The organism is Zhongshania borealis (assembly GCF_039539625.1).
In the GTDB taxonomy this organism is placed as follows: domain Bacteria; phylum Pseudomonadota; class Gammaproteobacteria; order Pseudomonadales; family Spongiibacteraceae; genus Spongiibacter; species Spongiibacter borealis.
The window spans coordinates 416612-440228 of record NZ_BAABDM010000003.1; the positions used below are offsets into that span (position 1 = coordinate 416612).

20 protein-coding genes and 1 riboswitch are annotated in these 23617 nt (G+C 51.9%); of the genes, 4 read left to right on the forward strand and 16 right to left on the reverse strand.

The genetic code is table 11. From position 1 onward, the window contains the following. Positions 1-28: 28 nt before the first annotated feature. The 6 genes from ABD836_RS11290 to ABD836_RS11315 form a co-directional block, all read right to left on the reverse strand. Positions 29-1003, reverse strand: coding sequence for a calcium/sodium antiporter (locus tag ABD836_RS11290; protein WP_344935863.1), 975 nt, complete (start codon positions 1001-1003; stop codon positions 29-31). A gap of 222 nt (positions 1004-1225) precedes the next feature. Next, entirely contained in the window at positions 1226-3742 is a 2517-nt protein-coding gene (gene secD, locus ABD836_RS11295) for a protein translocase subunit SecD (RefSeq protein WP_344935866.1), read from the reverse strand. Between the two features lie 59 nt (positions 3743-3801). Next, positions 3802-4170 carry a hypothetical protein gene (locus ABD836_RS11300; protein ID WP_344935868.1) on the reverse strand — a complete coding sequence of 123 codons (369 nt, stop codon included), beginning with the start codon at positions 4168-4170 and terminating at the stop codon, positions 3802-3804. Positions 4171-4296: 126 nt separating this feature from the next. Further along, positions 4297-4602, reverse strand: a complete 306-nt coding sequence (locus ABD836_RS11305; RefSeq protein WP_344935871.1) for a DUF2149 domain-containing protein — start codon at positions 4600-4602, stop codon at positions 4297-4299. Further along, positions 4595-5053 (reverse strand): MotA/TolQ/ExbB proton channel family protein, encoded by a 459-nt coding sequence (locus tag ABD836_RS11310; protein WP_344935873.1) that lies wholly within the window; start codon positions 5051-5053, stop codon positions 4595-4597. Before ABD836_RS11310 ends, ABD836_RS11305 begins: the two co-directional genes overlap by 8 nt. A gap of 12 nt (positions 5054-5065) precedes the next feature. Beyond that, positions 5066-9481, reverse strand: a complete 4416-nt coding sequence (locus tag ABD836_RS11315) for a cobaltochelatase subunit CobN (RefSeq protein WP_344935875.1) — start codon at positions 9479-9481, stop codon at positions 5066-5068. A gap of 139 nt (positions 9482-9620) precedes the next feature. Then, positions 9621-9889, reverse strand: a riboswitch (cobalamin riboswitch). 462 nt (positions 9890-10351) lie between these two features. Between ABD836_RS11315 and ABD836_RS11320 the strand changes: the two genes are divergently transcribed. Beyond that, entirely contained in the window at positions 10352-12904 is a 2553-nt protein-coding gene (locus ABD836_RS11320) for a TonB-dependent receptor (protein ID WP_344935877.1), read from the forward strand. A 337-nt stretch (positions 12905-13241) separates the two neighbouring features. Here ABD836_RS11320 and ABD836_RS11325 read toward each other — a convergent pair whose 3' ends face one another. Both ABD836_RS11325 and ABD836_RS11330 read right to left on the reverse strand, forming a co-directional pair. Beyond that, on the reverse strand, positions 13242-13928 hold the full coding sequence (locus tag ABD836_RS11325) for a pseudouridine synthase (RefSeq protein WP_344935880.1): 687 nt from the start codon (positions 13926-13928) through the stop codon (positions 13242-13244). Positions 13929-13979: 51 nt separating this feature from the next. Further along, a complete protein-coding gene (locus ABD836_RS11330) occupies positions 13980-14357 on the reverse strand; it encodes a cereblon family protein (protein WP_344935882.1) in 378 nt (125 codons plus the stop codon). A 59-nt stretch (positions 14358-14416) separates the two neighbouring features. Here ABD836_RS11330 and ABD836_RS11335 point away from each other — a divergent pair, with 59 nt between their 5' ends. Continuing rightward, the gene (locus tag ABD836_RS11335) at positions 14417-15091 is read left to right on the forward strand and encodes a class I SAM-dependent methyltransferase (RefSeq protein ID WP_344935884.1); all 675 of its coding nucleotides are present in this window, start codon (positions 14417-14419) and stop codon (positions 15089-15091) included. Positions 15092-15253: 162 nt separating this feature from the next. Here the strand turns inward: ABD836_RS11335 and ABD836_RS11340 are convergent, their stop codons facing one another. The 5 genes from ABD836_RS11340 to ABD836_RS11360 all read right to left on the reverse strand — a co-directional run bounded on the left by ABD836_RS11340 (position 15254) and on the right by ABD836_RS11360 (position 20015). Continuing rightward, a complete protein-coding gene (locus ABD836_RS11340; protein WP_344935886.1) occupies positions 15254-16147 on the reverse strand; it encodes an FAD:protein FMN transferase in 894 nt (297 codons plus the stop codon). Positions 16148-16180: 33 nt separating this feature from the next. Then, a complete protein-coding gene (locus ABD836_RS11345) occupies positions 16181-17920 on the reverse strand; it encodes a protein-disulfide reductase DsbD family protein (protein WP_344935889.1) in 1740 nt (579 codons plus the stop codon). 84 nt (positions 17921-18004) lie between these two features. Continuing rightward, the gene (locus ABD836_RS11350) at positions 18005-19315 is read right to left on the reverse strand and encodes a DUF3570 domain-containing protein (RefSeq protein WP_344935891.1); all 1311 of its coding nucleotides are present in this window, start codon (positions 19313-19315) and stop codon (positions 18005-18007) included. Between the two features lie 32 nt (positions 19316-19347). Continuing rightward, on the reverse strand, positions 19348-19569 hold the full coding sequence (locus tag ABD836_RS11355) for a DUF4266 domain-containing protein (RefSeq protein WP_344935893.1): 222 nt from the start codon (positions 19567-19569) through the stop codon (positions 19348-19350). Then, entirely contained in the window at positions 19566-20015 is a 450-nt protein-coding gene (locus tag ABD836_RS11360) for a TlpA family protein disulfide reductase (RefSeq protein WP_344935896.1), read from the reverse strand. Before ABD836_RS11360 ends, ABD836_RS11355 begins: the two co-directional genes overlap by 4 nt. A gap of 229 nt (positions 20016-20244) precedes the next feature. Here ABD836_RS11360 and ABD836_RS11365 point away from each other — a divergent pair, with 229 nt between their 5' ends. Beyond that, complete coding sequence (locus tag ABD836_RS11365) at positions 20245-21447, forward strand: MFS transporter (RefSeq protein WP_344935899.1); 1203 nt, start codon at positions 20245-20247, stop codon at positions 21445-21447. Here the strand turns inward: ABD836_RS11365 and ABD836_RS11370 are convergent. The 3 genes from ABD836_RS11370 to ABD836_RS11380 are packed head-to-tail and all read right to left on the reverse strand — an operon-like array spanning position 21442 to position 23094. Continuing rightward, positions 21442-22287: a M48 family metallopeptidase gene (locus ABD836_RS11370; protein WP_344935902.1), complete on the reverse strand. Its 846-nt coding sequence runs from the start codon at positions 22285-22287 to the stop codon at positions 21442-21444. The genes ABD836_RS11365 and ABD836_RS11370 overlap by 6 nt on opposite strands. 7 nt (positions 22288-22294) lie before the next feature. Then, entirely contained in the window at positions 22295-22765 is a 471-nt protein-coding gene (locus ABD836_RS11375; protein ID WP_344935905.1) for a YbjQ family protein, read from the reverse strand. Next, entirely contained in the window at positions 22765-23094 is a 330-nt protein-coding gene (locus ABD836_RS11380) for a YbjQ family protein (RefSeq protein WP_344935907.1), read from the reverse strand. Before ABD836_RS11380 ends, ABD836_RS11375 begins: the two co-directional genes overlap by 1 nt. A 285-nt stretch (positions 23095-23379) precedes the next feature. Here ABD836_RS11380 and ABD836_RS11385 point away from each other — a divergent pair. Beyond that, positions 23380-23617, forward strand: a 238-nt coding sequence (locus ABD836_RS11385) for a helix-turn-helix domain-containing protein (protein WP_344935909.1), incomplete at its 3' end; no start/stop codon positions are given.

A 23617-nucleotide genomic window follows, 5' to 3' on the forward strand; every position in this document is an offset into this window, starting at 1 on the left:
TGTCGATTGAATAGCCCTTTGGCGTTGATCACTTAGCCATGACATCTAGCAGTAAGTAAGTGTTGTAGGCGACAAAGAAAAAGAGCAGTACGCAGCCTTTGATGCGGTTTAGTTGTCCTGTTTTACGAAAACCGAAGGTCATCACAAGCAAACCGACGGTCATCAGCATCATCGTTGCCCAGTCGCGGTGAACAATGTCGGCTGGAAATGAGCCCATTGGTTTGATAACACCGGCAATGCCGATGACCGCGAGCAGGTTAAACATATTCGACCCCACCACATTGCCAATGGCGATATCGTGCTCACCGCGCCGCGCCGCGATAACCGAGGCGGCTAGCTCGGGGAGGGAGGTGCCAAAGGCAACAATCGTTAAGCCAATAATTAGATCACTTACCCCCAGAGAATGGGCGACAGTCACCGCACCCCACACCAATATTCGCGAACTGATGATCAGTGCGACTAAGCCTACCACTAGCCAGAAAAGGGCTTTTTGTATTGGCATCGCTTGCGCTAATAGCAATTGATCTGTTTCGGTTTCTAAGTTATCACCTCGCGTGCGCAGCGCCACAAATATGGTCCAGCTGACAAGTCCAATAAACCCTGTCAGCAACAAAAGAGATTCGAACCGAGTGAGTGCGCCATCAAGCAAAATGAAACCGACTAATCCGCCAATCAGTGTGAGTAGCGGCAGCTCCTTGCGCACGATATTTGAATGAACGCTGATCGGCGATATTAATGCGGTAATGCCGAGGATCAAGCCGATGTTCACGATATTTGATCCAATCGCATTGCCTAGAGCGAGGTCTGGGTTGCCGTCTAGCGAGGCCATTGCCGAGACCACCATCTCGGGAGCCGATGTACCAAAACCGACAACCACCATACCAATCAGTAAACTTGGCATACCCAGATGTTTCGCGGTAGCGGCGGCGCCGTCAACAAAACGGTCCGCGCTCCAAATTAGCAGTGCGAATCCTCCGAGGATGGCGATTAATGCGAGAGTCATGTCTACGTACTACCTGAGGATGAATTACGGTTGGCTTAATTGGCGTGATTGTGGCAGTGGGTGAACTTAAGAATGTCTGCATAGAAGTGCCGACAGCTTCTCATGCCGCTTGAGTTGAAATCCACCTATATTGTGAACTTTATTCAAGCGGTATTTTTTCATTCTAAACCTTAACAAGCATTAAGGTGCCGCGCGGAAATTTGCCACGCGGCTTACAAAGTTTTAAGGGATAAGTGCTAAGGATTCTTGGAGTTCCTCGGGGCTAGGTCTGAGCTGTTTAAGGCCTTTTTGCTCGCGCCACACGCCAAGAAAATATAGGATCGGCGAGGCAATGAAAATTGACGAGCTAGTGCCAACAATAATGCCGAATAGCATGGGCTTGGCAAAGCTCGACACTGCATCGCCGCCGGCCACGGCCATTGGCAGTATCGCCAATATAGTGGTTGCCGATGTGAAGATTGTACGCGTCAATGTTGAGGAGATACTTTCGTTTAGTATGCGTAGCAGCGGCGCATTAGGATCTGCACGCAGTCCCTCGCGCACGCGGTCAAATACAACCACTTTGTCGTTAATGGAATAGCCAATAAGTGCGAGTAGCGCCGCGACAGCGGTTAAGTTGAACTCCAGCCCAGTTAAGGCAAAAAAACCAATGGTTTTGGTGATGTCTAACCCAATGGTGGCGATGGCCGCGGTGGCGAAATGCGACTCGTATCGAATCCACAAATACACTAGCATGCCAGCGGCGGCCAATAACAAGGCAAGTATGGAGGCGTCGGCAAAGCCGCCGCTGATTTTAGGGCCAACCATATCAACGCGGGGAAAGGTTGCCCCAGGGTCTTCACTGAGGATGGCGGCTTTCAGTGAGTCAATTTCGTTGGCGCTTAATTGCTTGTCGCCGCTATGTGCGGGTAGCCGAACCAGAAACTGCTTGTCCTCACCAAACTCCTGAATGCTTGCCCGATCAAAGTCGTGGGCCAGCAGATTACTGCGCAAACCCTGCACCGAGAGCTGCTCAGTTTTCACATTCACTAAGGTTCCGCCGGTGAAGTCGACGCCATAATTTAGGCCTGCGCCAAAAAATAGCGCCACCGAGCCCAGCGACAATATTGTAGACAGCGCCAAGCCCATAAACCGCCCGCCGAGGAAGTTTGTATTGCGCTTGCTAAGCCGATCCAGCATGGCAAAGCCAGAGAAAGTAAGCACATCTCTTTGGCGCTTGCGTATATGCCATTTAATCAATGCGCGAGTCACCGCAATAGAGGTAAACATCGATGTGACTAGGCCAATGGCAATTGTCACCGCAAAACCGCGAACAGGGCCATTGCCGAACATAAATAACAGGCTAACCGCGATAAGGGTGGTGACATTGGCGTCGATAATCGTTGCATAGGCTTTATCAAAACCGGCGTTGATGGCGGCCATTGCGCGCTTGCCGCGTGCCGATTCCTCGCGGATGCGCTCGTTGATCAGAATATTGGCATCAACGGCCATGCCGATGGTTAGAATAATACCGGCAATGCCTGGCAGGGTGAGCGTGGCGTTTAGCAGGCTTAATATGCCGACGATCAGGCCAATATTAATGGTCAGGCTCGAACAGGCAATTAAGCCCCAGCCTCGATAGATGGCCGTCATAAATAGTAAGACTAAAGCGGCACCGAACACGCCGGTAAGCAAACCCATTTGAATGGCATCGCGGCCAAGGTCTGGGCCAACGGTACGCTCTTCAACAACCGCCAAGGGCGCAGGTAAAGCGCCTGCGCGGAGTAGCAGGGCGAGGTCACTCGCTTCACTCGATGTAAAATTGCCTGTTATTTCACCGCGACCGCTGCCAATAACACCTTGTATTATCGGTGCCGTAATCACCTCATTATCAAGGACGATTGCCAGTGCTCTACCAATATTTTTGCGGGTCATGTCGCCAAAGAGTTTGGCGCCGACATTGTCGAGTGCAAAGGTGACTACCGGTTCGCCGGTATTTTGGTGAAAGCCTAAATTTGCGTCACTAATATGCTCGCCTTTCATGGCAATCTGTTTTTCTAAGGTATAGGTTTGCTGGTCTTGACTGCTTAGCACCGTCATTGTCGGTATTGTGCTTTGCGGGCGCGCTACCCAGTGAAAAGACATTTGCGCCGTTGTGCCCAATAGTTGGCGAATATAAGCGGGGTCGCTGACGCCTGGCATTTGAATGAGTACGCCATCGTCGCCTTGCTTGCTAATACTTGGCTCAACCAAGCCGGTTTCATTGAGCCGCCGTCGAACTACTTCTAGGCTGCGGTCTAGGGCGTCTTTTCTGATTTGCGCAATATATTCTTCCGTCAGTGTGATGCTCAGGGTGTTTTCTTGGCCAGCGACTTTAAACATTCGCACGCCGGCAGCGGTTCTATTATGCTCAGTGGCCAGTGCCTTAGCTTTTTCTAAGTTTGCAGCGTTGCGCAAACTTAGCTGCCAGTGTGTGCCGTCGCTCTGCGGCTTTGCGTAGGCGATCTTGTTCTCTCGCAGCTGCGCCAATAACTGCTCCGCAGCGCGCTCTACCGCGCCGTTAATGAGTGGGGTGGTATCAGCGCTCATAAGCAGGTGTGAGCCGCCCTGCAAGTCTAAGCCCAGTTTTAAGGTGTTGTGCGTGAACCACGCTGGTAAGTTTTCTTGCGCCTTGGCATTCAAAAAGTTAGGAGCCGCGCTGCACAAACCAAGCAGTATGAGCAGTAAATAAATCACCGCCCGTGTATTAAAGAATCGCATGAATAATCCTTTCAATTTAATGAAATAAAAATCGAAGTACAAAAGCTAAGGAGGATTATTTAAACGGGGGGTGCGCGCAGCGGCGGTCTTAGATGAACTAGCGCTTGTAGGGCGGGAGCCCAGTTAGCCGCTGATTGTACAAGGCCAATAAAGCGCCAATTTAGTTGGCTAGTAGTAAAAATATTCGCGCTTGGTGTATGAAAGTGATGATCATTGTCATCACGCCCAGGTAAAAGCGGGGCATTGCTGCCATTGGAAAAAACAAAAACCTGAGCCGAGTCATGCTTATTAAAATTTTTGTCGGTATCCAGCGCCGCGGCTTGTAAGTTGACGCCAGTGGCGAGCATCCCAATAAGTGCAAAAAGCCAGGCAAGCATTGGCGGTGCGGCGCGCTTGTCTGGTTTTGTACTAAGTGATGGGCTGGGCATGGTGTTTAAATACAGTGTCTGCAGTTCGCGGATTATTGGGGCGAATCATTCTTTAATCAAGGCAAATAATACAGCTTCTATTGAGCAGCCTATTTGCGTGGCAATAGGCCGCTGGGTGGTGTGAACTTAGCTTCCAATCAAGATCAATTTTCCGGTTTTGGGGTCGCGGTAGACCTGCCCCAGCGCCTCGTAGCCGTCACCATTTTGAATTTGCTGTTGAACAGTCGTTGGCACACTGGGCAGTTCTTTGCCTAGGGAAATATCCTGCTGTTGTGGCTCGGTCTTAAAATGTTGCTGTAGGTCGGGGCTCATCGATACTAAGGCGGCAATTAAGCCGCAGGCAAATACCAAAATAATATCGACCAGATTGGCCATGGGGCCGAGGGGATCGTCGTTATTGTCGAGAAATTCACTGTCGCGCCACTTATCCATGTTGCTTAGTTCCCGAGGCGGCAAGCTGATGTAGGGCTTGGTCGTACCAGCGGCGGCGCAGGCGGGCGAGTACAAAGCCGATCATACCAGCAAACAGGCCGATCACGGTGGTGTCGAAGGCCACGGTCATGGCAGTGGTGAGAATGCGCAACTCACCTTCGCCAAGCGCCGCTAGGCCTGGTCCTAACGGAATTAAGGTACCCATCAAACCCAGCATGGGCGCGAGGCGGGTAATAAAGTCAGCGCGCTCAATGCGGCGTTTACCGGCGAGCACTAGGGCATCGCGGTTACCAGCGTCGCGGAGTTTGCGAATGCCACCCCAGCGCTCGCCAATGCTAATGCCCACTTCGTAAATGGCCAGTGCGACAAAAAATAATAATGCCCAAATCACCGGCTCTAAGAGCAGTGAAGTGATCTGGTGCATAAGCCCTTGAGACAATCCAGTAACCATAGTGAACTCCATTTAGAATTTAAGCTGACGACCGCGCCACAGGCCGCTGACGAGCAGTAATATTGCCGCTGCAAATAGCCATGGCAGATAGGGACTAATGGCGCTGGCTGATGTTTGTTGTTCAGCTGACGCTGCTTCTGACTGCTGCTTAGACGCGGTCGCCTGCTGGCTAATTTGCGCAGTAGTATTCGCGTCTAGCTGCACTTCCTGAATATGGCTTGGCGAGCTGCTTGCTTGCGCTTCCGGTGTCAGTCGGCTTTTTGCCAACACCGCCTCTAGTTGCTGCGCACGCTCGGGGCTGAGCTGCTTTTTCACCAGCGCATACATGGGGTGATTGGCGTGGGTGTGGCCACTGCCAGGGTTGCCGTGGTCAATAATATTGTCGCTAAATTGCGCGGCCAATTGTTTAACGGTGGCAGCGTCGGCTTGCCAAAAGCCTTTGTCGATGGCGACCAGCATCACCGCCAGAATATTGCTCTGCACATAGCGGTTATTGTCTTGGGCCAAAAATTCCGCCAGCCCGAGATGCATGGCATCGTCCACATAAATGGCTTTCACTTCTTCCCATACGCGGTCATTGATTATGTCGGGGCTAGTCACCTGCCAGCCCCAGAGGTATTCAATAAATTCGCTACCCATGGTGCGGGCGCCGGAATAGCCTTCGGCCATAAGGGGTTTAATCCATTGGGGATTAAAAAAGCGGCCGCGCAATTCCGACAGTAGGGCCTCGGGCAGGGCGTCGATATGCAGATTGCGGTTGTCGGCATGGTTGATCACCGCGCTGGCAGGTACTTTGCCGCTCACGGTTTCCACCGCCAAATTAAAACCGCCGAGGTAGTCAAAGGCGTCGTTATTGTCGATTAAACCGTAAAGATGGCTGGCGCGGCCCAGATAGGTTTGCGATACCCCCGTAAGCTGGCGACGGAATAAAGTTTGCGCAGATTCGCCGTGTAAACCCACTCCGTAGGCGTGGCCCATGCGCTTAACAAAGACCTCGGCCAATTCGCTGCGGTCCTGCCACGAGCCGCTGCGTTCAACCATGCGATTAACCCCTGCGCCGTAGGCACCTGGCGCAATGCCAAATACCCGCACACTGGCTTGACGGCCTAGGTCGGCGGCCGAGATTGCGGGGCTGGCGGCGAGTAATTCCCGCGCCTCGTTCACCCAGTTATTGGCGACTTGGTTTTTGTCCAGCGGTTCGCTGCCGCTTTCGTGAGGTTCGTCTAGGGGCGTTAGCGCAGCGTTTAGGGCCAAACTCAATGCGGGGTAGTCGCGACGAATTAAGTCGCTGCTGGCATCCAGTGCGAGTAATCCGGCCTTGTCAAGCAGCAATAAATGCTGGCCGTAGAGATCGCGGAACAAGCCCGAGGTGGTAAAGACCACATCGAAACGGCGGGGCTGCTCGGGGCCAAGGGGCAGGCGTTCTAATCCTTTAATAATGCCGCGACTATTCCAAATGGGCCGCACGCCGAGCAGCTTCATGCCAAAGGCAATCATCGCGCCCTCGTCGCGCACGGCGTCGGAGGCCCATAAAATAATGCCCTGCTTATTATTCGCAATATCGGTATTGGCAAGGGCGACCCCAGACTCGCCAGCCAGTACTTTGGCGGCCAGTGCCGTGCCTACTTCGACTCCAACGCGGGTGGGTAAGAGGCTGCCGTCCAGTGCATAAAAATTGCGGCCGGTGGGCAGGGCCTCTGGGGTGCGAATGGGGTCATTGCCTTTACCTGGCGCCACAAACTGGCCGTTAAGGCCGTTGAGCAGGGCGCGCATTTCAGCGGCGGGTGAGGCGCTGAGTTTACTCAGCCAGTCGCTGCGCTTACTGCTGTCGGCGGTTTCACCCTGCAGCATGGAATTGAGCATGGTGTCGATGGCCTTGGGCTGCCAGTCGCGGCCAAACACGTGCAGGCCCAAGGGCATGAATTGCTCTTGGAGCTTGGTAAGGTAGTGGCCAATTTCGTGGAGTAAGAAATCGTCGTCAATTTCGTCAAAACCGACGCCGCGCACTTGCAGTTCTTCGTCCATGCTGGCGATAAGCTCGTCGCGTAAATTGAACTCATCCACCTTGCGGCGAAGGGTTTCTATGGCGCGGGCTTTGGTGCTGCCATCGCTGGCGGCTTCTGCGCTTTCAATTAGCTGCCGCAGTTCCAGCAGTTTGTCGTATAGCTCGGTGGCGGCAAGTGGCGGCGTGAGATGATCGACCATCACCGCCAAGCCCCGGCGCTTGGCCTGAATGCCCTCGCCAACGCCATCGACAATATAGGGGTAGATACCCGGTAAGTCGCCAGCCGCAATACTGGGGTAGTCACTGGATGAAAGCCCCACGCTGCGTTTGGGCAAAAATTCATAGGTAGAGTGACGACCAAGGTGAACAAGGGCGTCGGCTTTAAACACGTCCTGCAAATAATGGTAAAAAGCCAAATATTGGTGCGGTGGTGGGAAGGACATATTGGCGTGCAGCAGTTCTTCGTTTAACTCCCAGCCGCGCGGTGGCTGGGGGCCAAGAAAAACATTGCCAAACTGCACGCCGGGAATAAGTACCTTGTTGTCCCACACCATCACCTTGCCGGGCGCTTTGCCCCAGCCGCGAATACCTTCAATACCAATGTCGATTAAGGCGCGGTTGAGTTCTTGGCTGGCTTGCCAGTCTAGGCTTTGGCCGCTGGCCGCCTGTACTAATAAATTCTGATATTCGCCGCCCAGCTGGGCGAGTAAATCTAAGGCGCGGCTGCGGCCGGAGTGGCGCACACCATCTAAGGCGTGGTGTAAATCCGTGAGGGTGTTTTCCATGCGGGCGCGAATTAGCGCTAACTGATCTTGGCGCTCAGTAACCGAACTGAGTTCGGCCAGTGCGGCCAATTGGGTCTGTAAACTTTGCTGTAATTCCCCGAGCGGGCCGTTGACCATTTCTGCACGTATCGCTGGCGGCAGGGTGTTAAACCACTGCTGGTAGGCGTGGCTGGAGACGGAATTGATTTGCCCAGACATGGCTGCAAGCGCCGCAGCGTCTTCGGGTAAATTCACGCCTTTGGCTTGGAGTAGGTCGAGTAGCGCGTCGGCATCGGCGGGCAGTTCGCCAGTGTTATAGCCAGCCGTGCGGAGGGCGCGGAGTATTTCGAGCAGGCTCTCTGGCACATTGAGATTGTCGGCGCCAATATTGTGACGACCCGGGGGGTGGTTGTAATACACCACCGCAACGCGTTTGTCGGCATTGGGTTTCTCTTGCAGGATTAGCCAGCGGGCTAGCCGCCGTGTTTGGCGCTGGATTTCATCGGTAAGGGGTTCGCTGCGGTAAACGCTGGCGCCGGTGCGCGGGTCGATTTTGGCGGTGGCGGCCAGTGCTAACACTTGGGGTTGGGACACCCCTTGCAACTCGGGCATGGCCACGCGGTAGTGTACTGAGTCACGGGGAATACCCTCGGCGGAGAGCTGCCACTGGGCGCTAGACCACTCGCTGATGCGAATGCCTTTTAATATTGGCAGCTTGAGTTCTTCTAAAATCGTGGTTACCGCTTCGCGACCCTCGCCGCCGCCAATCACAAAATCTTGCAGGGCAATAATGGCCGCAGGGCTATTTTTAAGCGGGCCACGCATGGCGGTTTGAATGGTTTCTAACGCCGCGACACTGGGCTCGCCCCAAGCCGCCAACACCGAAATACACTGCCATGTTTGCGCTGCGCAAAGCTGCTGGTGCAAGGTCCAGTCGCCGCTTAAGTCGGCGGTATCGTGGTCGATAATCCACATTGTGCGCTGTGCGGGCTTGAGATGGGCATTCAATTCGGCGGCACTGAGCCAGTCGGCGCCACCGCCGTGGTGCAGGGCAAAGCGCAGGGGCGCGACCTCTTCTAGGCGGGGGTATTCTGCGCTGCTGTTGGTCAGCATTTGCAAGAGGCTGGCGGCATTGTTCACCGAGCGGTTTAGCCAATAGGCGCGGGCTTGTAACCAGTCAGCGTAGCGCGGCGCTTGCTTTTGACTTTTTGCCAAAGCAGCAGCGTTCTGTACACCTGCTTTGTCAGCGAGAATATCCTCTGGCAGGCTTCTGCCAAATATCTCGCCGTGGCGACCTTTTTGCAGGGGCATGAGCGCGCGGTCGCTGTGCAACACCGTACGCAGCTGCTGGTCGGGGTAATTCATGGCCAATAAACGCGGCACGTCTTCGCCAAATATAGCCACTAATAAAAGCCGGTCGCTATGGCTGATCAGAGCTTGTAGCTCATTGTCGCTTAGCTTGCTTATTTGCTGAACGGTGCGAATTTGAATCGTTAAATCTTGGCGCTGTTCTAGCAGCTGGTGGGCACCTGCTATCAGGGTAGGTGCTGAGCGGTCAGAGACAATGGCGGTGATATTCAATGCGATTGCACTGGTGGCGTTAAGCAGTAGGAGCAAGGCAAACAGATTTCGGACTAGATTTTGAATACGGCCAGACATAGTATTTTCCCGCCGTAGCTCGCCCGCATACGGCTGTTGAACAAGGTGGGAATAAAACGCGGACAGGGTGCTTGGCAGACTATGGTTTTAGCTATGGCTATGGACCAAAAAGCGAATCCGGTGTGACACCCCGCCACGTTCTATTCTTGGGTTTCTGGCCGGTCTCCGGACTCACAGAGTGCGCGATAAAACTCACGCAGTAGCTATTTATAGCAACTATTCGCCTTCCCACGATTTACGCAGTGGCTGTCAGGACCTAGGTGGCCTGACGGAATAGTGTTCTCTGTTTACCGTTGCGGGGGCAGTACAGGCATTGCTGGTTTAAAATTTGAACGCAACGCACCTGTTTCCCGTTTAAGTTGCACGCAGTGATTATGCGACGCAAGCACCTGAAACTTTGGCGCCAAGGATACGCGCTGGGGGTGGGGAGTCAAGATTTAGCCTACGTTGTTGGGCAATTACGCAGCTCAAGTTTTGTTGATTAATCCATAAACTTGCTAGGCATTAAAATCATATATCGGTCAAAAATTTGATTATATGCCATATGCCTCTACTATTTGAGAGTTGCCCGGTCACCATTCGCAGCACAGATGCTAGGGGCGGATGCCGGCGGCTTGTGACTATGAATTGCCGGGAACGTCGTCTCATTGACCGAAAAACTTGCTAAAAGTACGTCGTGGCCAATGTCTCATTAATCTATTGCTCACATAATATGGTGTGAGTAATATGCAATGAATAATTTTTAGAAAGATATCGTTGTCACCAGAGCTGAGTAGCCACCGTGAATAGTGGCTTAACTTACATAACAATAAATCTGCCCGAAGTTATGCCTAGGGTAACGCTCTTACTTCTAGATAAATGAGGATTACAATGAAAAAGAGATTTAGTGTCTTTTCTTCCCTACTGCCATTGAGCCTACTTGGCAGCCTTGCACATGCTGCTCCAATGCTGGAAGAAGTTGTCGTTACCGCGCAGTTGCGAGCGCAAAGCCTGCAGGATGTGCCAGTTTCCGTTAGCGCCATCGGTGGGGAAAAAATGATGGAGGCGGGGATTGCCAAGATCGAAGACCTGCAGGCCTATGTACCCAACTTTACCATGTCGGAATCCGGTATTGGCACCGATATTTATATTCGCGGCATCGGTTCAGGTGAAAACCAAGGCTTTGAGCAATCGGTGGGTATGTACGTTGATGGTATTGCTTACGGTCGCGCTCAGTTGGCGCGTGCGCCCTTCCTCGATTTGTCTCGAGTAGAGGTACTGCGCGGCCCGCAGAACATCCTGTTGGGTAAAAATAGTATTGCTGGCGCGATCAGTATCCAAACGGCTAACCCAAGCGAATACGCTGAAGGCAACGTACAGGTTACCTATGAGCCTGAACAGAACGAGCGTATTATCGATATGGTGGTCAGCGGGCCGATCAATGATCGCTTGGGCTATCGTTTTGCGGTGCGCAAGCGCGAGCTAGACGGGTTTATGGAAAACCTAGTGTTGGATCGCGACGAAGCTCAGCGCAGCGAAGAAACCTTTCGCATTAAGCTCAGCTGGGATGTCAGTGACAATGTCTCGGCCAAGTTTAAAATTGAGGCGGGTAGCTTTGATGTAGTCGGTCGCAACTCTGAAATTATTACCAATTACGCGTCTGACTCCGATGTATTCTTGTTCCAAGGTCGCACCTACGGCGAGATCATGGATCGCACAGTATTCCCAGACACTGGCGACTTGGCAGCATTGACTGGCTTGCTGCCGGCGCCGGTGTTAAATTTTCTACAACTTCAGCCCAATGGTTCGATTATCGATATCGACTCCGATGAGGGTGTGCTGAACAATACAGCTGATCGCAAGCGCCACAGTAACGGCGACTATAGCAATAACGACACCTATAACTTTACAGCCAATGTTGACTGGTATCGGGACGATCACCAATTTACTTCGATCACCGGCATTATGGGTTATGAGTACGACGAAGACTGTGACTGCGACTTCACCGGTGCACCGCTGTTTCAAGTTGAATTCCAAGAAGAGTATCAACAGTTCAGCCAAGAATTCCGCTGGATTTCCCCCGCCGGCGAAAACTTTGAGTATATTGCGGGCGCCTATTTCCAATACAGCGAACTGGACTTTTTCGACTCGCTATATCTGCCCTCCGACATTATTCCGCAACTGGTTAACGCTTCTGACCTCCTCGAAGGTGGCGCCCGTGGTGATGCTGATCCAGGTGCAGACGGCTCCAGTGGTTTTGAGCTGCTAGGCTTCGGTGACGCGGGTAACGCGCTTCGTGGCATCCGTACACCGCGTTACTTCAACAGCGAATCAAGCATCGCCTCAACCTTTATGCAAGCAACCTGGAATATGGCGGATTCCTTCCGGCTGACCCTCGGTGGTCGCCTAACATGGGAAAATAAAGAAGGAGCGCGCAAACTCGAATTTGGCTTCGACGACGGGACAATTCAGCCGCTGGGTGAAGTCGATACCGCCGCTGCGGTCAGTTTTGCCGCCGAGCGTCACGACCTAAAAGGTGAGCGTGAAGAAGTGCAGTTCGCACCGCTGGTAAATTTACAGTGGGATGCCACTGATGACTTAATGGCCTACTTCTCCGCAAGCCGTGGTTACAAGTCAGGCGGTTTTGACGCGCGCTCCAATGCGTCGCCTAGCGCAGACCCTACGCCGATTAACCCCAATGCGCCTGCAGGCACTAATCAACAAGTGTTGATTGGTAGCTTTGAGTTTGAGGAAGAAGAAGCGCTTAGCTTTGAGTTGGGTATGAAAACTAGCCTTCTCGAAGGCGCTGCTGAACTGAATGCAGCGCTGTTCCGCACCGAATTCGATAACCTTCAGGTCAGTGTCTTTGACGGCACCCTAGGTTTTAATGTGGGTAATGCGGCAGGTGCCGTTTCTCAGGGTATTGAGCTGGACGGCCGGATGGCCCTGACCGAAAACCTGATATTGGCCGGCGGCTTGGCGTTCCTCGATTTTGAGTTTCAGGACCACCAGTTTGGTACCTGTATTCAGGATCAGGTGCCAGATAATGCCAATGGCATTAACTGTGACTACAGTGGCAAGACGAATCAATACGTTGCTGATTACTCAGGTAATTTGATGTTGGCCTACGAGCGCCCCTTAGGTGACTCACTAATGCTGCGCGCCAATATTGATGTAATCTTTACGGACGACTACCACCCCTCGCCAAACTTGGATGATCGCATCAAGCAGGATGCCTACCAAACCTTTAATGGTCGACTTGCTCTGTCGTCAATAGACGGTGAGTGGGAAGTGGCATTACTGGGTAAAAATCTTAGCGATGAGTTGGTAATACTCTACGGCGTTGATGCGCCGACCGCGAAAACCATTACTGGGGCGACGACCCATCACGGCTTGGTTAATAACCCGCGTACGTTAGCGCTGCAAGCTAGCTATCGCTGGTAACCCTGACTCACCCCGGTACAGCGACTTGTCGCTGCACCGGGGTAGGTAAAAAAGACCTCCTCTGCAGTAACCGCATATACCAAAACTTCACCCTCATGTCTTACTCAACTAACGAGTAAGCTGCCCTGCGAGATCTAACGTATTGTCTGGTTTTTCCATAGCTTCGCAAAAAGTATGGATAGATCACCTGCGAGAAGTGGTGCCCGTTGCTGTCGCTTTGTATAGTGAATACTTTAGTGAAGCATGGAAATAAATAAGGCCTGTTAGGTTAGCCAGCGAATACTCGCGGCGTCGAGGCTTTAGATAAAGCTACTGACGTTCATCAGAATTATATGGGTTAATCGACAAACTCGGCGTCATGTTGAATGTCCAGCATTTCGCCGGTGTAGGGGTGAGTAAAACGCAGACGAGATGCGTGTAACAACAGCCGACCTGCGGCAGCCTTAGCAGCAGGGTGGGCGTAAAATTCACAGCCTAAAATGGGGTGGCCTATACTGGCAGTGTGCACCCGCAATTGATGGGAGCGGCCGGTAATTGGCGTTAGTAATATTTTACTGTGGCCGTCGTCGGTCATGCCTTGGTGATGGTAGTGGGTTTGGGCTTTTTTACCGTAATCAAAATTCAGTTCTTGGCGGGGGCGATTGGGCCAGTCGCAGGCCAGCGGCAGGTCGATAAAACCTTCAATGCTGGCAAGCTTGCCGTAGACCACCGCTTGATATTCTTTCTCGATTTCACGGTCTTGGAATAAACGGCTGAGGGCGCGGTGACTGTCTTTGTGCAGGGCAATAATCATTAAACCCGAGGTCGACATATCTAAGCGGTGAACAATAGTCGCACTGGGGTAGATCTCGGCAACGCGCCTGATTAAACAGTCTTTGTTATCAGGGTGGCGGCCAGGTACCGACAATAGACCAGCGGGTTTATTGATGATGAGCAAGTCATCATCGCTATGCAGGTAGCCGATGGCCTCTTCGCAATGGGGCACAATAAAATCGGCATTGGGGTTTTCCGGGCTGGCACTCATCAGACTAACTAGTTACAGAGAATTGGCGGACAGTATACCGGAAAACGCCGCTTATTTTCCGGCGCGTAAATAGCCCGATATCAATGCAAAAAAGGATTCGTTCAAGGCATTTTCGTAATACCAGCCCAGCTGGGTAGTGCAGTACTCGCAGTGGGCGTACTGCCATTCAAAACCTTGAAACCAGCAGTAGTGGTCGGTGGCTTTACCGGCAATAATTAAGCCTGGCGCAGCCTGAAAACAGCTTAGTTCGAATACCACGCCTTCGGGATTTACAAAGTGATGTCGATGTTCGCCTTGGACCTGTACCCGATAATTCTCGGCTGTTACTGGCCGCTGGCAGTCCTGACAATAAATAAGTTGGTGCTGATCCGCTTCGTGAACTTGCAGCAGAACATCATGAACTAATTGCTTTAAAGGTAGGCCACTCATAGCACACTCCGCTAAAATATCGCCATCACACACACCTCTAACATAGAAGGAAATGCGCTTTGCGGCAAGCTTCTTTGGCAACAGATTGCCAGCCCCTCACCCTGCGATTACAGGAATACATCCCAAATGCGCAGCTGGCGAGAACCTCCTTGCCCGAAGTGCCGGAGATGAAGTTGTGGCTGCTCAGCGCCGATTATCCCCAGCAGGATCTTAGTCCAGAGCAAACCCAGCGCATTATGAATTATCCCGCCTATTGGGTTTTTTGCTGGGCCAGCGGCCAAGTGTTGGCGCGTTATATTTTTGATAATCCACACCTTGTGCAGGGTAAGCGTATATTGGATTTTGGCAGCGGCTCGGGGGTGGCAGGTATTGCGGCAAAGTTGGCTGGTGCGGCCTCGGTGATTGCCTGTGACCTCGACCCCGATGCCATTTTGGCCAGTCGCGCCAATGCCGACTTGAATGGCGTAACGCTGGAATACAGCGACGATTTCTTCGCCAGCAATGAACAATACGATCTGATCTTGGTGGCCGACGTTTTATACGATAGGAGCAATTTCCCGCTATTATCTGCGTTTTTAGCGCGGGCGCCGAAAGTGCTTATCGCCGACTCGCGGGTACGAAATTTTCAGTTTGAGGGCTACGCTTGGCTGGCTTATCAGCGCGCCACCACTGTGCCGGATCTGGCGGAATCCGACGAGTTCTCCAAAGTGAATCTGTATCTTGGCGAGCGTTAGTTAATACTTGGCTTAATTTTTTTCAGCATTGCGATAAAATTACACCGCGCCTGCGCCTTAATACAATTTATATAGGGCTTAGCGTGAGTGGTGAAAGTAGCACCAAAGTGATCGGGATGGCGGTGTTCTAAAAGTGGCTTCTCAGCAGATTTAACAAGCCAACTAATGTTGAATCCAATGCAGTATTGCTTGTTCCGCTAAAAAGTCGTCAGCACCTGACCCCGCCAACATCGCAAAGGTGGCAATAAGCCCGGCTTCTACGCAGCTTGGTGCCGCGACGGTGACCGAGCGCGGTGCGTCCATTATCGGCCAACCGGTTTTGGGGTTGATTACGTGGGGGTAGCGTACGCCATCTTTTAGTAAAAAGCGGTTTGCGTCGCCGCTAGTGGCGAGGCCGCCTTTGCTGAGTTGAATAAGGGCAGATTTGCCGCCGCCGATTTGTTCTATGCCTACGAGCCAGTGCGGGGAATGGCGGGGCGGGGCGGTGGCGTAGAGATCGCCGCCAAAGTTAATTAGCACTGCGCAGTCGCTTTGCTGGTGGACGATGGCGGCAGCGCGATCGACGGCGTATTCCTTGCCGATGCCGCCAAAATCTATTTCCATTCCGGCGTGCAGGCGCAGTTGCGGACGCTGCCAGTTTACGTGGTGCCAGCCAATGTTCTGGCATAGCGCGGCAGCAGCTTCGGGCGTGGGTATTTGATCGCTGCCGTCGAAGCGCCAGAGTTGCCGTAATAGCCCTGATGTTAGATCGAACATGCCGTCGCTGAGTTGGTAGGCCTGAGCGGCAAAATCTAAAAGTTCGGCGGTTTCCTCATCGACGATGACGGGTTTGCCTTGGGCATTATTAATTTGAAAAACAATATTGTCGGTGCGGTAACGGCTAAATTTACTTTCGATTCGCCAGGCTTCATCGGCAACGTGCTGTGCCAAGGATTTGATGAGGTGCTCGTCGGTGCTGTCGACGAGCACCTCGCAGGGGCTGGCCATGGCGCGAAAATGCGCCACCAAACCGGTGGCGCTCTTTTTAAATGTGACTTCTCGTTTTGGCTCAGGCATACGCGCTGCTTTTCGATGTTGAGATAAAATAGCCTACGACGATTTGCTGAAAATGGCGAGTAGGGTGTCGACACTTAAGAGTTGTGGCAACACGATTGGCTTGGCGCTGCCACCGGGAAAGTAAACATACAGCGGAACGCCACTGCGCTGATAGTCCGCCAGCAGTTGCGTAATCTTATCGTCTTGGTTAGTCCAGTCGGCCTTTACGTAGCGCACGCCAAGCTCGTCGAAGCGCTGCTTTACTGTTGCGCTAGACAGCGCTACCCGTTCATTTGCGAGGCAGGTAATACACCAGTCGGCTGTTACGTTGAGGAATATGGGTTGCTGATCTTGCTGTAATTCTTCTAGCAAGCCTTGTCGGTACGTTGTTACGTCACTGGTGTCGACAGTTGTGCTTGCCGTGGCATTTAGCATGGCTGAGCTGAGAATGACCGCTGCTAGAAGGGCCGACATTACCGAGATACCGCGCTGCCAGCGCTCACGGGGCCAGAAGTACAGGGCTATTACAATAAGTAAGCAGCCGATAAGCACTAACATCGCGGCGTTTACGCCGCTTTGTCTGCCGAGTACCCATAGCAACCAGATGGCGGTGAGGTACATTGGAAAGGCCAAGACCTCCTTCATGGTTACCATCCAACGGCCGGGGCGGGGTAATAAGCGGGCAATTCCGGGTAGCCAAGACAAGAGTAAAAACGGTGTGGCCATGCCAAGACCGAGGGCGACGAACACGGTAAGTGCCACGATCATTGGCTGGCTTAGCGCGAAGCCCAAGGATGCGCCCATAAACGGCGCAGTGCAGGGGCTGGCGACTAATACCGCTAATACGCCGGTAAAAAACGAACCTGTCATGCCGCTTTTTTCGGTTAGAGATTGGCCAGCACCGGCAAACTGCGCGCCAAGTTCAATGACGCCAGAAAAGCTTAGGCCCACCACAAAAAACAGATAGACCATGGCCGCGACAAACCACGGGGATTGCAGTTGATAGCCCCAACCTAATTGCTGACCTGCGGCACGTAAGATGAGTAGCAAACCCGCGACTGCGACAAAGCTGGTGACAACCCCAGCGGTATAAACAAGACCGTGGATTCGGCGCTGCTTAACGGAGATGTCGGCGGACTCCACCAAGCTCAGGCCTTTTAATGCTAAGACAGGAAATACGCAGGGCATTAGGTTAAGGATCAGGCCGCCAACAAAGGCAAATGTCGCCATGCTCAGTAATTTAAGCGCCGACCATGTTGGTGGGGTGAGCATTCCTTTTGTTTCATTGCTTGATGTGTTTGGGCTGGCCTGGCCTTCTGGTTTTGGCTTATCAATGGCAGTGATCTGTCCAGTGCTTGGTTCAATGCTAAACCACTGATGATGCGGCGGATAGCACAGGCCAGCATCGGCACAACCTTGTGAGCTTACTTTTACCGTGAGCGGCTGGGTATTGCTCAATGTGGTTTGGGCGATCAGCTGATGGTAAAAAACCTGAGTATCACCAATATTGGGATCGTGTTTTAACTTGCCCTTGGGCATTGCGAGGTCAAATTTTTGCAATTCGCCGTTGTTAAATTGTTTAATGCCTATCCGTTCGCGGTAGAGATAATAACCGTCATGAATCTGCCAATGCAGACTGAGTTGTTGTTGGTTAGTTTTTAGGGTGAGTTGGTAGGCTTGTTCTACGGGTAAAAATTGGCTTTCTGCTGTGCTACTGACGTCAGCACTCTGAGCGGCAAAGCTCGTCATTACTAAACTTGTGATGAGCGCTAGCTGAGCAATAAGATTTTTCACGCAAACACTCCCTGCGTTTTCTAAAAAAGGGGAGAAAAACATTGCTGCCTTTCTCCCAATCGTTTAACGCCTTACTGGCTATGTTTAAAAGTCGTAAACAACTCGTAACATCATGGCGTCAACGTCGGGGTAGATCTCTAGGTTTTTCAGTTCGCCAAAGGCTTGCGCGGGTTCGTCGCCGGTCTGTAGATAGTATTCCAGTGCTATGCTCCACGAATTGCTTGGATTGTCCTGACCGTATTCCAGGCCAAAGGTGTAGGCCATGAATTCGCCGAGGCGATAATCTGCTGAGGCCTCGCTACTCATGTCACCGGCAAGAGGCTGCTGACCATCAACAAAAAACGGTGTGTAAAAGTCGGCGGCGCTTTGCTGATAGACCCGCACATGGGGTTGGAGGTATTGGGTGTCAGCAAATTTCCAGCGGTAGTGCACGTCTACGGTGTGAGAGGTAAGGCCCCAGTCGTCGACCATGAACCGGTAGGAAGTATCGAGCACATCGCCGCCAATATAGCGTTTGTACTGGCCAAACATACTGTGTTTTAAGCGGCTGTCTGGCCGATTTTCGTACACGGCGGTGGGTAGGTCGGATTGCGCACCGTTTTGGAATAGTGTTGCGCCGGTAACAGGGTCGACTACACTGATGATTTTGTAGGGGTCGGTTAAGTAACCGCTGGATGAGCTAAGTGAGTAGTTCAGCTGGAACAGACTGTTCTGGTCAATCACTTGGGTGACGCCAATAATGACGTCGACCAAACTCTTGGTGTCGTCGCTGCCGTCTTTAACGCTATCACTATCGCCGCCGTAATCTCGGCCAGCTTGCATGGTGGCAAAGGGGATAGGTTTGCCGTCGACCGGTTTTATCATATCCATGCCCAGCGATAAGCCCGCCATCAAGGTCGTATTGCCTTTGTTAATGTCTTTGGCAAAGCTGGAATTGACCGCGAAAGAGGTGTAGTCGTATTCAGTGGAGAAATTGCCGCCCAGCACCATGGTGAGGTCTTTGGATATTGGTTTTTCCCAAGCAGCGTTAACGGCTACGCGAGTGTCTTTGAATGAATCATCTAAGGGCGTGTCGCCTGCGCTAGTGGTGCCAATTGAACCACCAGAGGGACTGGTAAAAGTTTGCGGCTGATCGCTTGGTAAAGCGCCACTGGCCGAAGCGCCGGTTAGGGTGTCTAGGGTTAATTTAAGGCTGAGGGTTTCATCGGAATCAATTTGCTTTTTGGCCGAAATAACCGGCTCTGTGGCGTTGACGCGATCCGACTCGCTGTAAAACAGCAGAGCGGCGCTAACATCCCATTCGCCAATATCGTGCTTGTCTTCGGCCATTGCGACCTGACTGCCTAGAAGTGCGCAGCTAGCTGCAGCTAATGATAAACGTATATTCTTTTTCATGTGTTTTCCTTCTGTCCTTTAGCTCTAGGCTCTTAGTTGCAGCCGCAACCGCCGCCACCAAAACTACGTCCACCGCTAGAGGCCTCTTTGCTGAAGTAAATATGATCATCGAGTGCGCTGGTGAGCGGTGAGCTGTCCAAGGCCATTTCTGGTTTGGCTAAATTTTGGCGTTGCCAAGGGTCTACGCCTATCGAGCTACAAGCACTGAGCAGCCCGCTAATCGCGATTGCAATCCCAAGTTTGTGTATGATCATTTTGCTTTCCCCAGCGTGTTGTTGATTTGTTCGCGAATGGTTTGTGGGTCTTTGGCGGTAAAACCGTCGTGGCGATGCACTAGTTGACCACTTTGATTAAACAAAAAGGAATTGGGCATGCCGCGTACGCCATATTGCTTGGCAAGGCCGCCATCGGGGTCGTATATCACCGCGAAATTGGCGGGGAACTCAGTTAAGAATTGATCAGCATCGTCACGGCTCTCGTCGAGGTTGATGGTGACCACGGCCAGACTGTCACCGTATTCTTTAACTAAGTCGTTCATAAACGGGAAGGATGCGCGGCAGGGCCCGCACCAGGACGCCCAAAAGTCGACGTAAACGACTTTGCCTCGGTAGTCATCAATTGCAAACTCAGGCGCGGCTTGTGCCCAGGTGCTGGCGATAAATAGCAGGCCAGAGCATAGTCGTTTGATCATTACTTTCATGTATTGGGCCTTGTTCTAAGCCTAGCGTCCCAGGGCGTCGTAGGCTTGCGGTGTAAGATTCTGTAGTGACTAGCAAGGCTAGTAGGCAAAACTTAAGAATTCATTAAGAAGAGACAGTTGCTGGGTTTTTTTTGGTAAATCGCAGTAGAAAGCGGATAAACCGAGAGACGGCTGGGCGTATCAGCCGATACTATTCGCCCACTTAATAATTTAGATCAAGGTGTGGGGCATGTTTGAGTTACCCAAAAACATTTATCTAATGGCGATTGTGAGTTCCCTGTGTCTGGCGACCTCGTCGTTAATGGTACTGGTCAGTGGTTTGCTGGGTAGTAGTTTGGCGCCAAGCACATCTTTGGCAACCTTGCCGATGGCGAGTTTTATTATTGCTACGGCGCTGTCGACGGTTCCCGCCGCTATGATTATGCGTAAAGTTGGCCGCAAAAATGGTTTTTTAATCAGTATCGTCGTCGCTTTGTGCGGCGCGCTTTGTGCGCTGGTGGCAACTCTGCAGGCGAATTTTTTGTTGTTTATTTTTGCTACCCTTTGCTTTGGTTTTAATTTGGCGTTTACCCAGCAGGGCCGGTTTATCATTATTGAGAACGCGGAGAGCCAAAAACAACAAGCCGATGGCCTTACCTTAGCGCTACTGGCGAGTTTATTAGGGGGCTTCATTGGGCCACAATTTGGCGCCTTGGGGCGGGATATTATTGCCTCGCCGCAGGGCTATGCAGGTTCGTTTTTGTTGTTGGCGATATTGCTAGTGATTGCCTTCGCTATTATGTGTGTTTATCAAGAGCGGGGTGTCGCTGAGGCGGAGAAGGGGGCAGCTGAGCGCTCACTACTGAGTATTATTAAGCAGCCTAGCTTTATTCTGGCCGCGGGCACGGCGGCTACAGGCTATGCGGTAATGTCGCTGGTGATGACAGCAACACCGCTCAGTATGGTTGAGATGAGCGGTCACAGTTTTAATCACGCGACGATTGTTATTCAGTCGCATATCGTAGCGATGTTTTTACCTTCGCTACTCACCGGTAAATTGCTCAAAAAAGGGCTGAGGGTGAGTCTTATTTTTGCGGGTTTGAGCTGCTATTTGGCGGTGATTGCGGTGGCCTTTAGTGGTCATGAGGTGATGCATTACTGGTGGGCGCTCGTACTTCTTGGCCTTGGTTGGAATCTATTGTTTATGACCGCCACGGCTTTACTACCCGAGACCTATCAAGGCAATGAACGCTTTAAGGCGCAAGCGGTGAACGAATTTAGTGTGATTAGCGCGCAGGCGATTGCGGCATTTTCTGCTGGCTGGATTCTGTTTAATTATCAGTGGGAAGGGGTGTTAAAAACGGCGTTTAGTATTTCAATTTTTTGGTTATTGGGTTTGATTTTTTTGGTGTATATCACAAGGAAAAAGCAGCCTGCCGCCGCAATCTTATAAGTTTTGGTAGTTGAGTCTTGGATCTAATGCTTTAGTGCTTGTTGTTTTGTTTTGAGTCCGGCTTTTAATCTGTTTAATGCGTTGTTGCATATCAGGGTGGCTGGCAAATATGGCCTGCCAGCTGGCTTGTCGGTGCTGAGCGAGTATTTTCTCAAAAAAAGCTTCTGCTCCTGCCAAATGGCCATAGTGCTGTTCTAGGGCGTCGAGAGCAGCTTGGTCAGCGGCGGTTTCCATTTTTCGGCTAAAGCCAAGCACGGTCATGATACCCGCTTGCTGAGCGGTGCTTTGCAGCGCCACCGCATTTTGACCCGTCAGCATGCTTAAAAATAACTGCACTAATAAGCCGCCGCTGATGGATTGGGCGGGGTGACGAAGTTTGATGTGGGCAATTTCATGGGCCAGCACCATTGCCAGTGCATTCTCTGAAGACACTTCGCGGAGCAAACCGGTGGTGACGAAAATGTGGCCGCCGAGGGTGGCAAAGGCGTTGGGTACATCGGGTTCGTCTAAAAAATGGAAGTGCAGTTCGATGTCTGGCTGGAGTCCAGATTTACCTGCAATCTGCTGGCCGAGTTCTTGGAGGGCGGTCTCGGCGTCGAGCATTACTTGTTCGGCGCCGGTGTTTTTGCTTGCGAGTTGATCAAATTTATTCGCTAAGGCTTGCTCGTAACGAAAGGGAATTAGCGGTACCAGTTGTTGAGAAAATATCAAAAGCAAGGCGATGACCGTGCAAATGGCCAGCAGTATCCCGCAGAGTAAAATAACGAACTCTTTTAAGGGATTTTCGCTAGAGGCGTTAATGCCCTCGGGAATTTTCGGGTTTTGCTTCGCAAAGGACATTTCAGCGTCAGCTTGTTTTGACAGGTCGGGGAATTAAGGCCGTGCCGTAGGCGAGCACTTCTACAGAGCCAATGCCTTTGTTGCCATTGCCGGAAATACGGCTGGTTTCCAGTTTGGTATTGATAATTGCCTCGGCGCCAGCGGCGTGTGCCTGCTCTTGCATGCGTAATAAGGCTTCCCGTCGGGCCCGGTCTAGCAGTGATTCGTAAGCGCGAATACGACCACCGACAATGCTCCGCAGACCTGCAGAAACTTGTTTGAAATAGTCTACCGAGATCACCACGTTGCCGCTTACTAAACCGCTGTGGTGGCTCATAAATTCTGGCGGTGGAAAGCGGTCGGTAGAAATCACCAAGCTGCGCAGGCTGTCTTCGCGGGCCAGTATGCTCTTGTAGTGTTTTGCTTCCGCGCGGCGGCCAAAGAAATAACCGAGCCCGAGCAGTAGAACGAAGATGCCAAATTGAAATAGGGCTTCCATTATTTGTCCTCGAGCACAACCGCGGTGCCGTAGGCGAGAATCTCTGAGGCACCGGCGGTGATCGACGACGTTGAGAAGCGCACATTGATCACGGCGTTGCCGCCAATGGCTTTGGTTTGTTCGATCATGCGGTCAGTGGCTTCTTGGCGGGCTTCGGATAAAAGCTCAGTGTAACCGCCGAGCTCCCCGCCAAAGATATTTTTTAAGCCCGCCATAATGTCTTTGCCTGCATGTTTGGCGCGTACCGTGCTACCCATAACGAGACCAAGGTGCTGGCTAACACGTTTTCCGGGAATCACTTCGATATTGCTGATTAAAATGTTACTCATTGCTTGTTCCTTAAATTGAAGAACACATACTGAAATTGATTCGGGCTGCTATACCGTAAATAACGAGTTTAGCAGTTACGCCGTAAACCCTCGCCCCTATTAGGGCGGGGATATAAGGCGTCCAGGCGCTAGCCTGGTGGGGTTTCTTGTTGCTCGATGTACTGCCGAAGCACTTCTATAGGCGCTCCACCGGCAGAGCAGGCAAAATAAGATCGCATCTTCATACGTGCGAAAACCTTGATAGCTGGGTATACATACAGTATATTTTCCTTCATGTTACGCGCAATGAAAGTCAGGCTGTATCCGAACGATCAGGCAAAAGCCGAATTGGATCGGCAGTTTGGCGCTGTGCGTTTTGTTTATAACAAGGCACTCGCCATAATCAGCCACCGATACAAAGTTCACGGTGATTCTTTACGCGCATCAAAGGATATTAAGCCACTATTGGCTATTGCAAAGCGAAGCCGAAAATACAGCTGGCTTAAGGACTTTGATGCAATAGCCTTGCAAGAAGCCTGTCGTA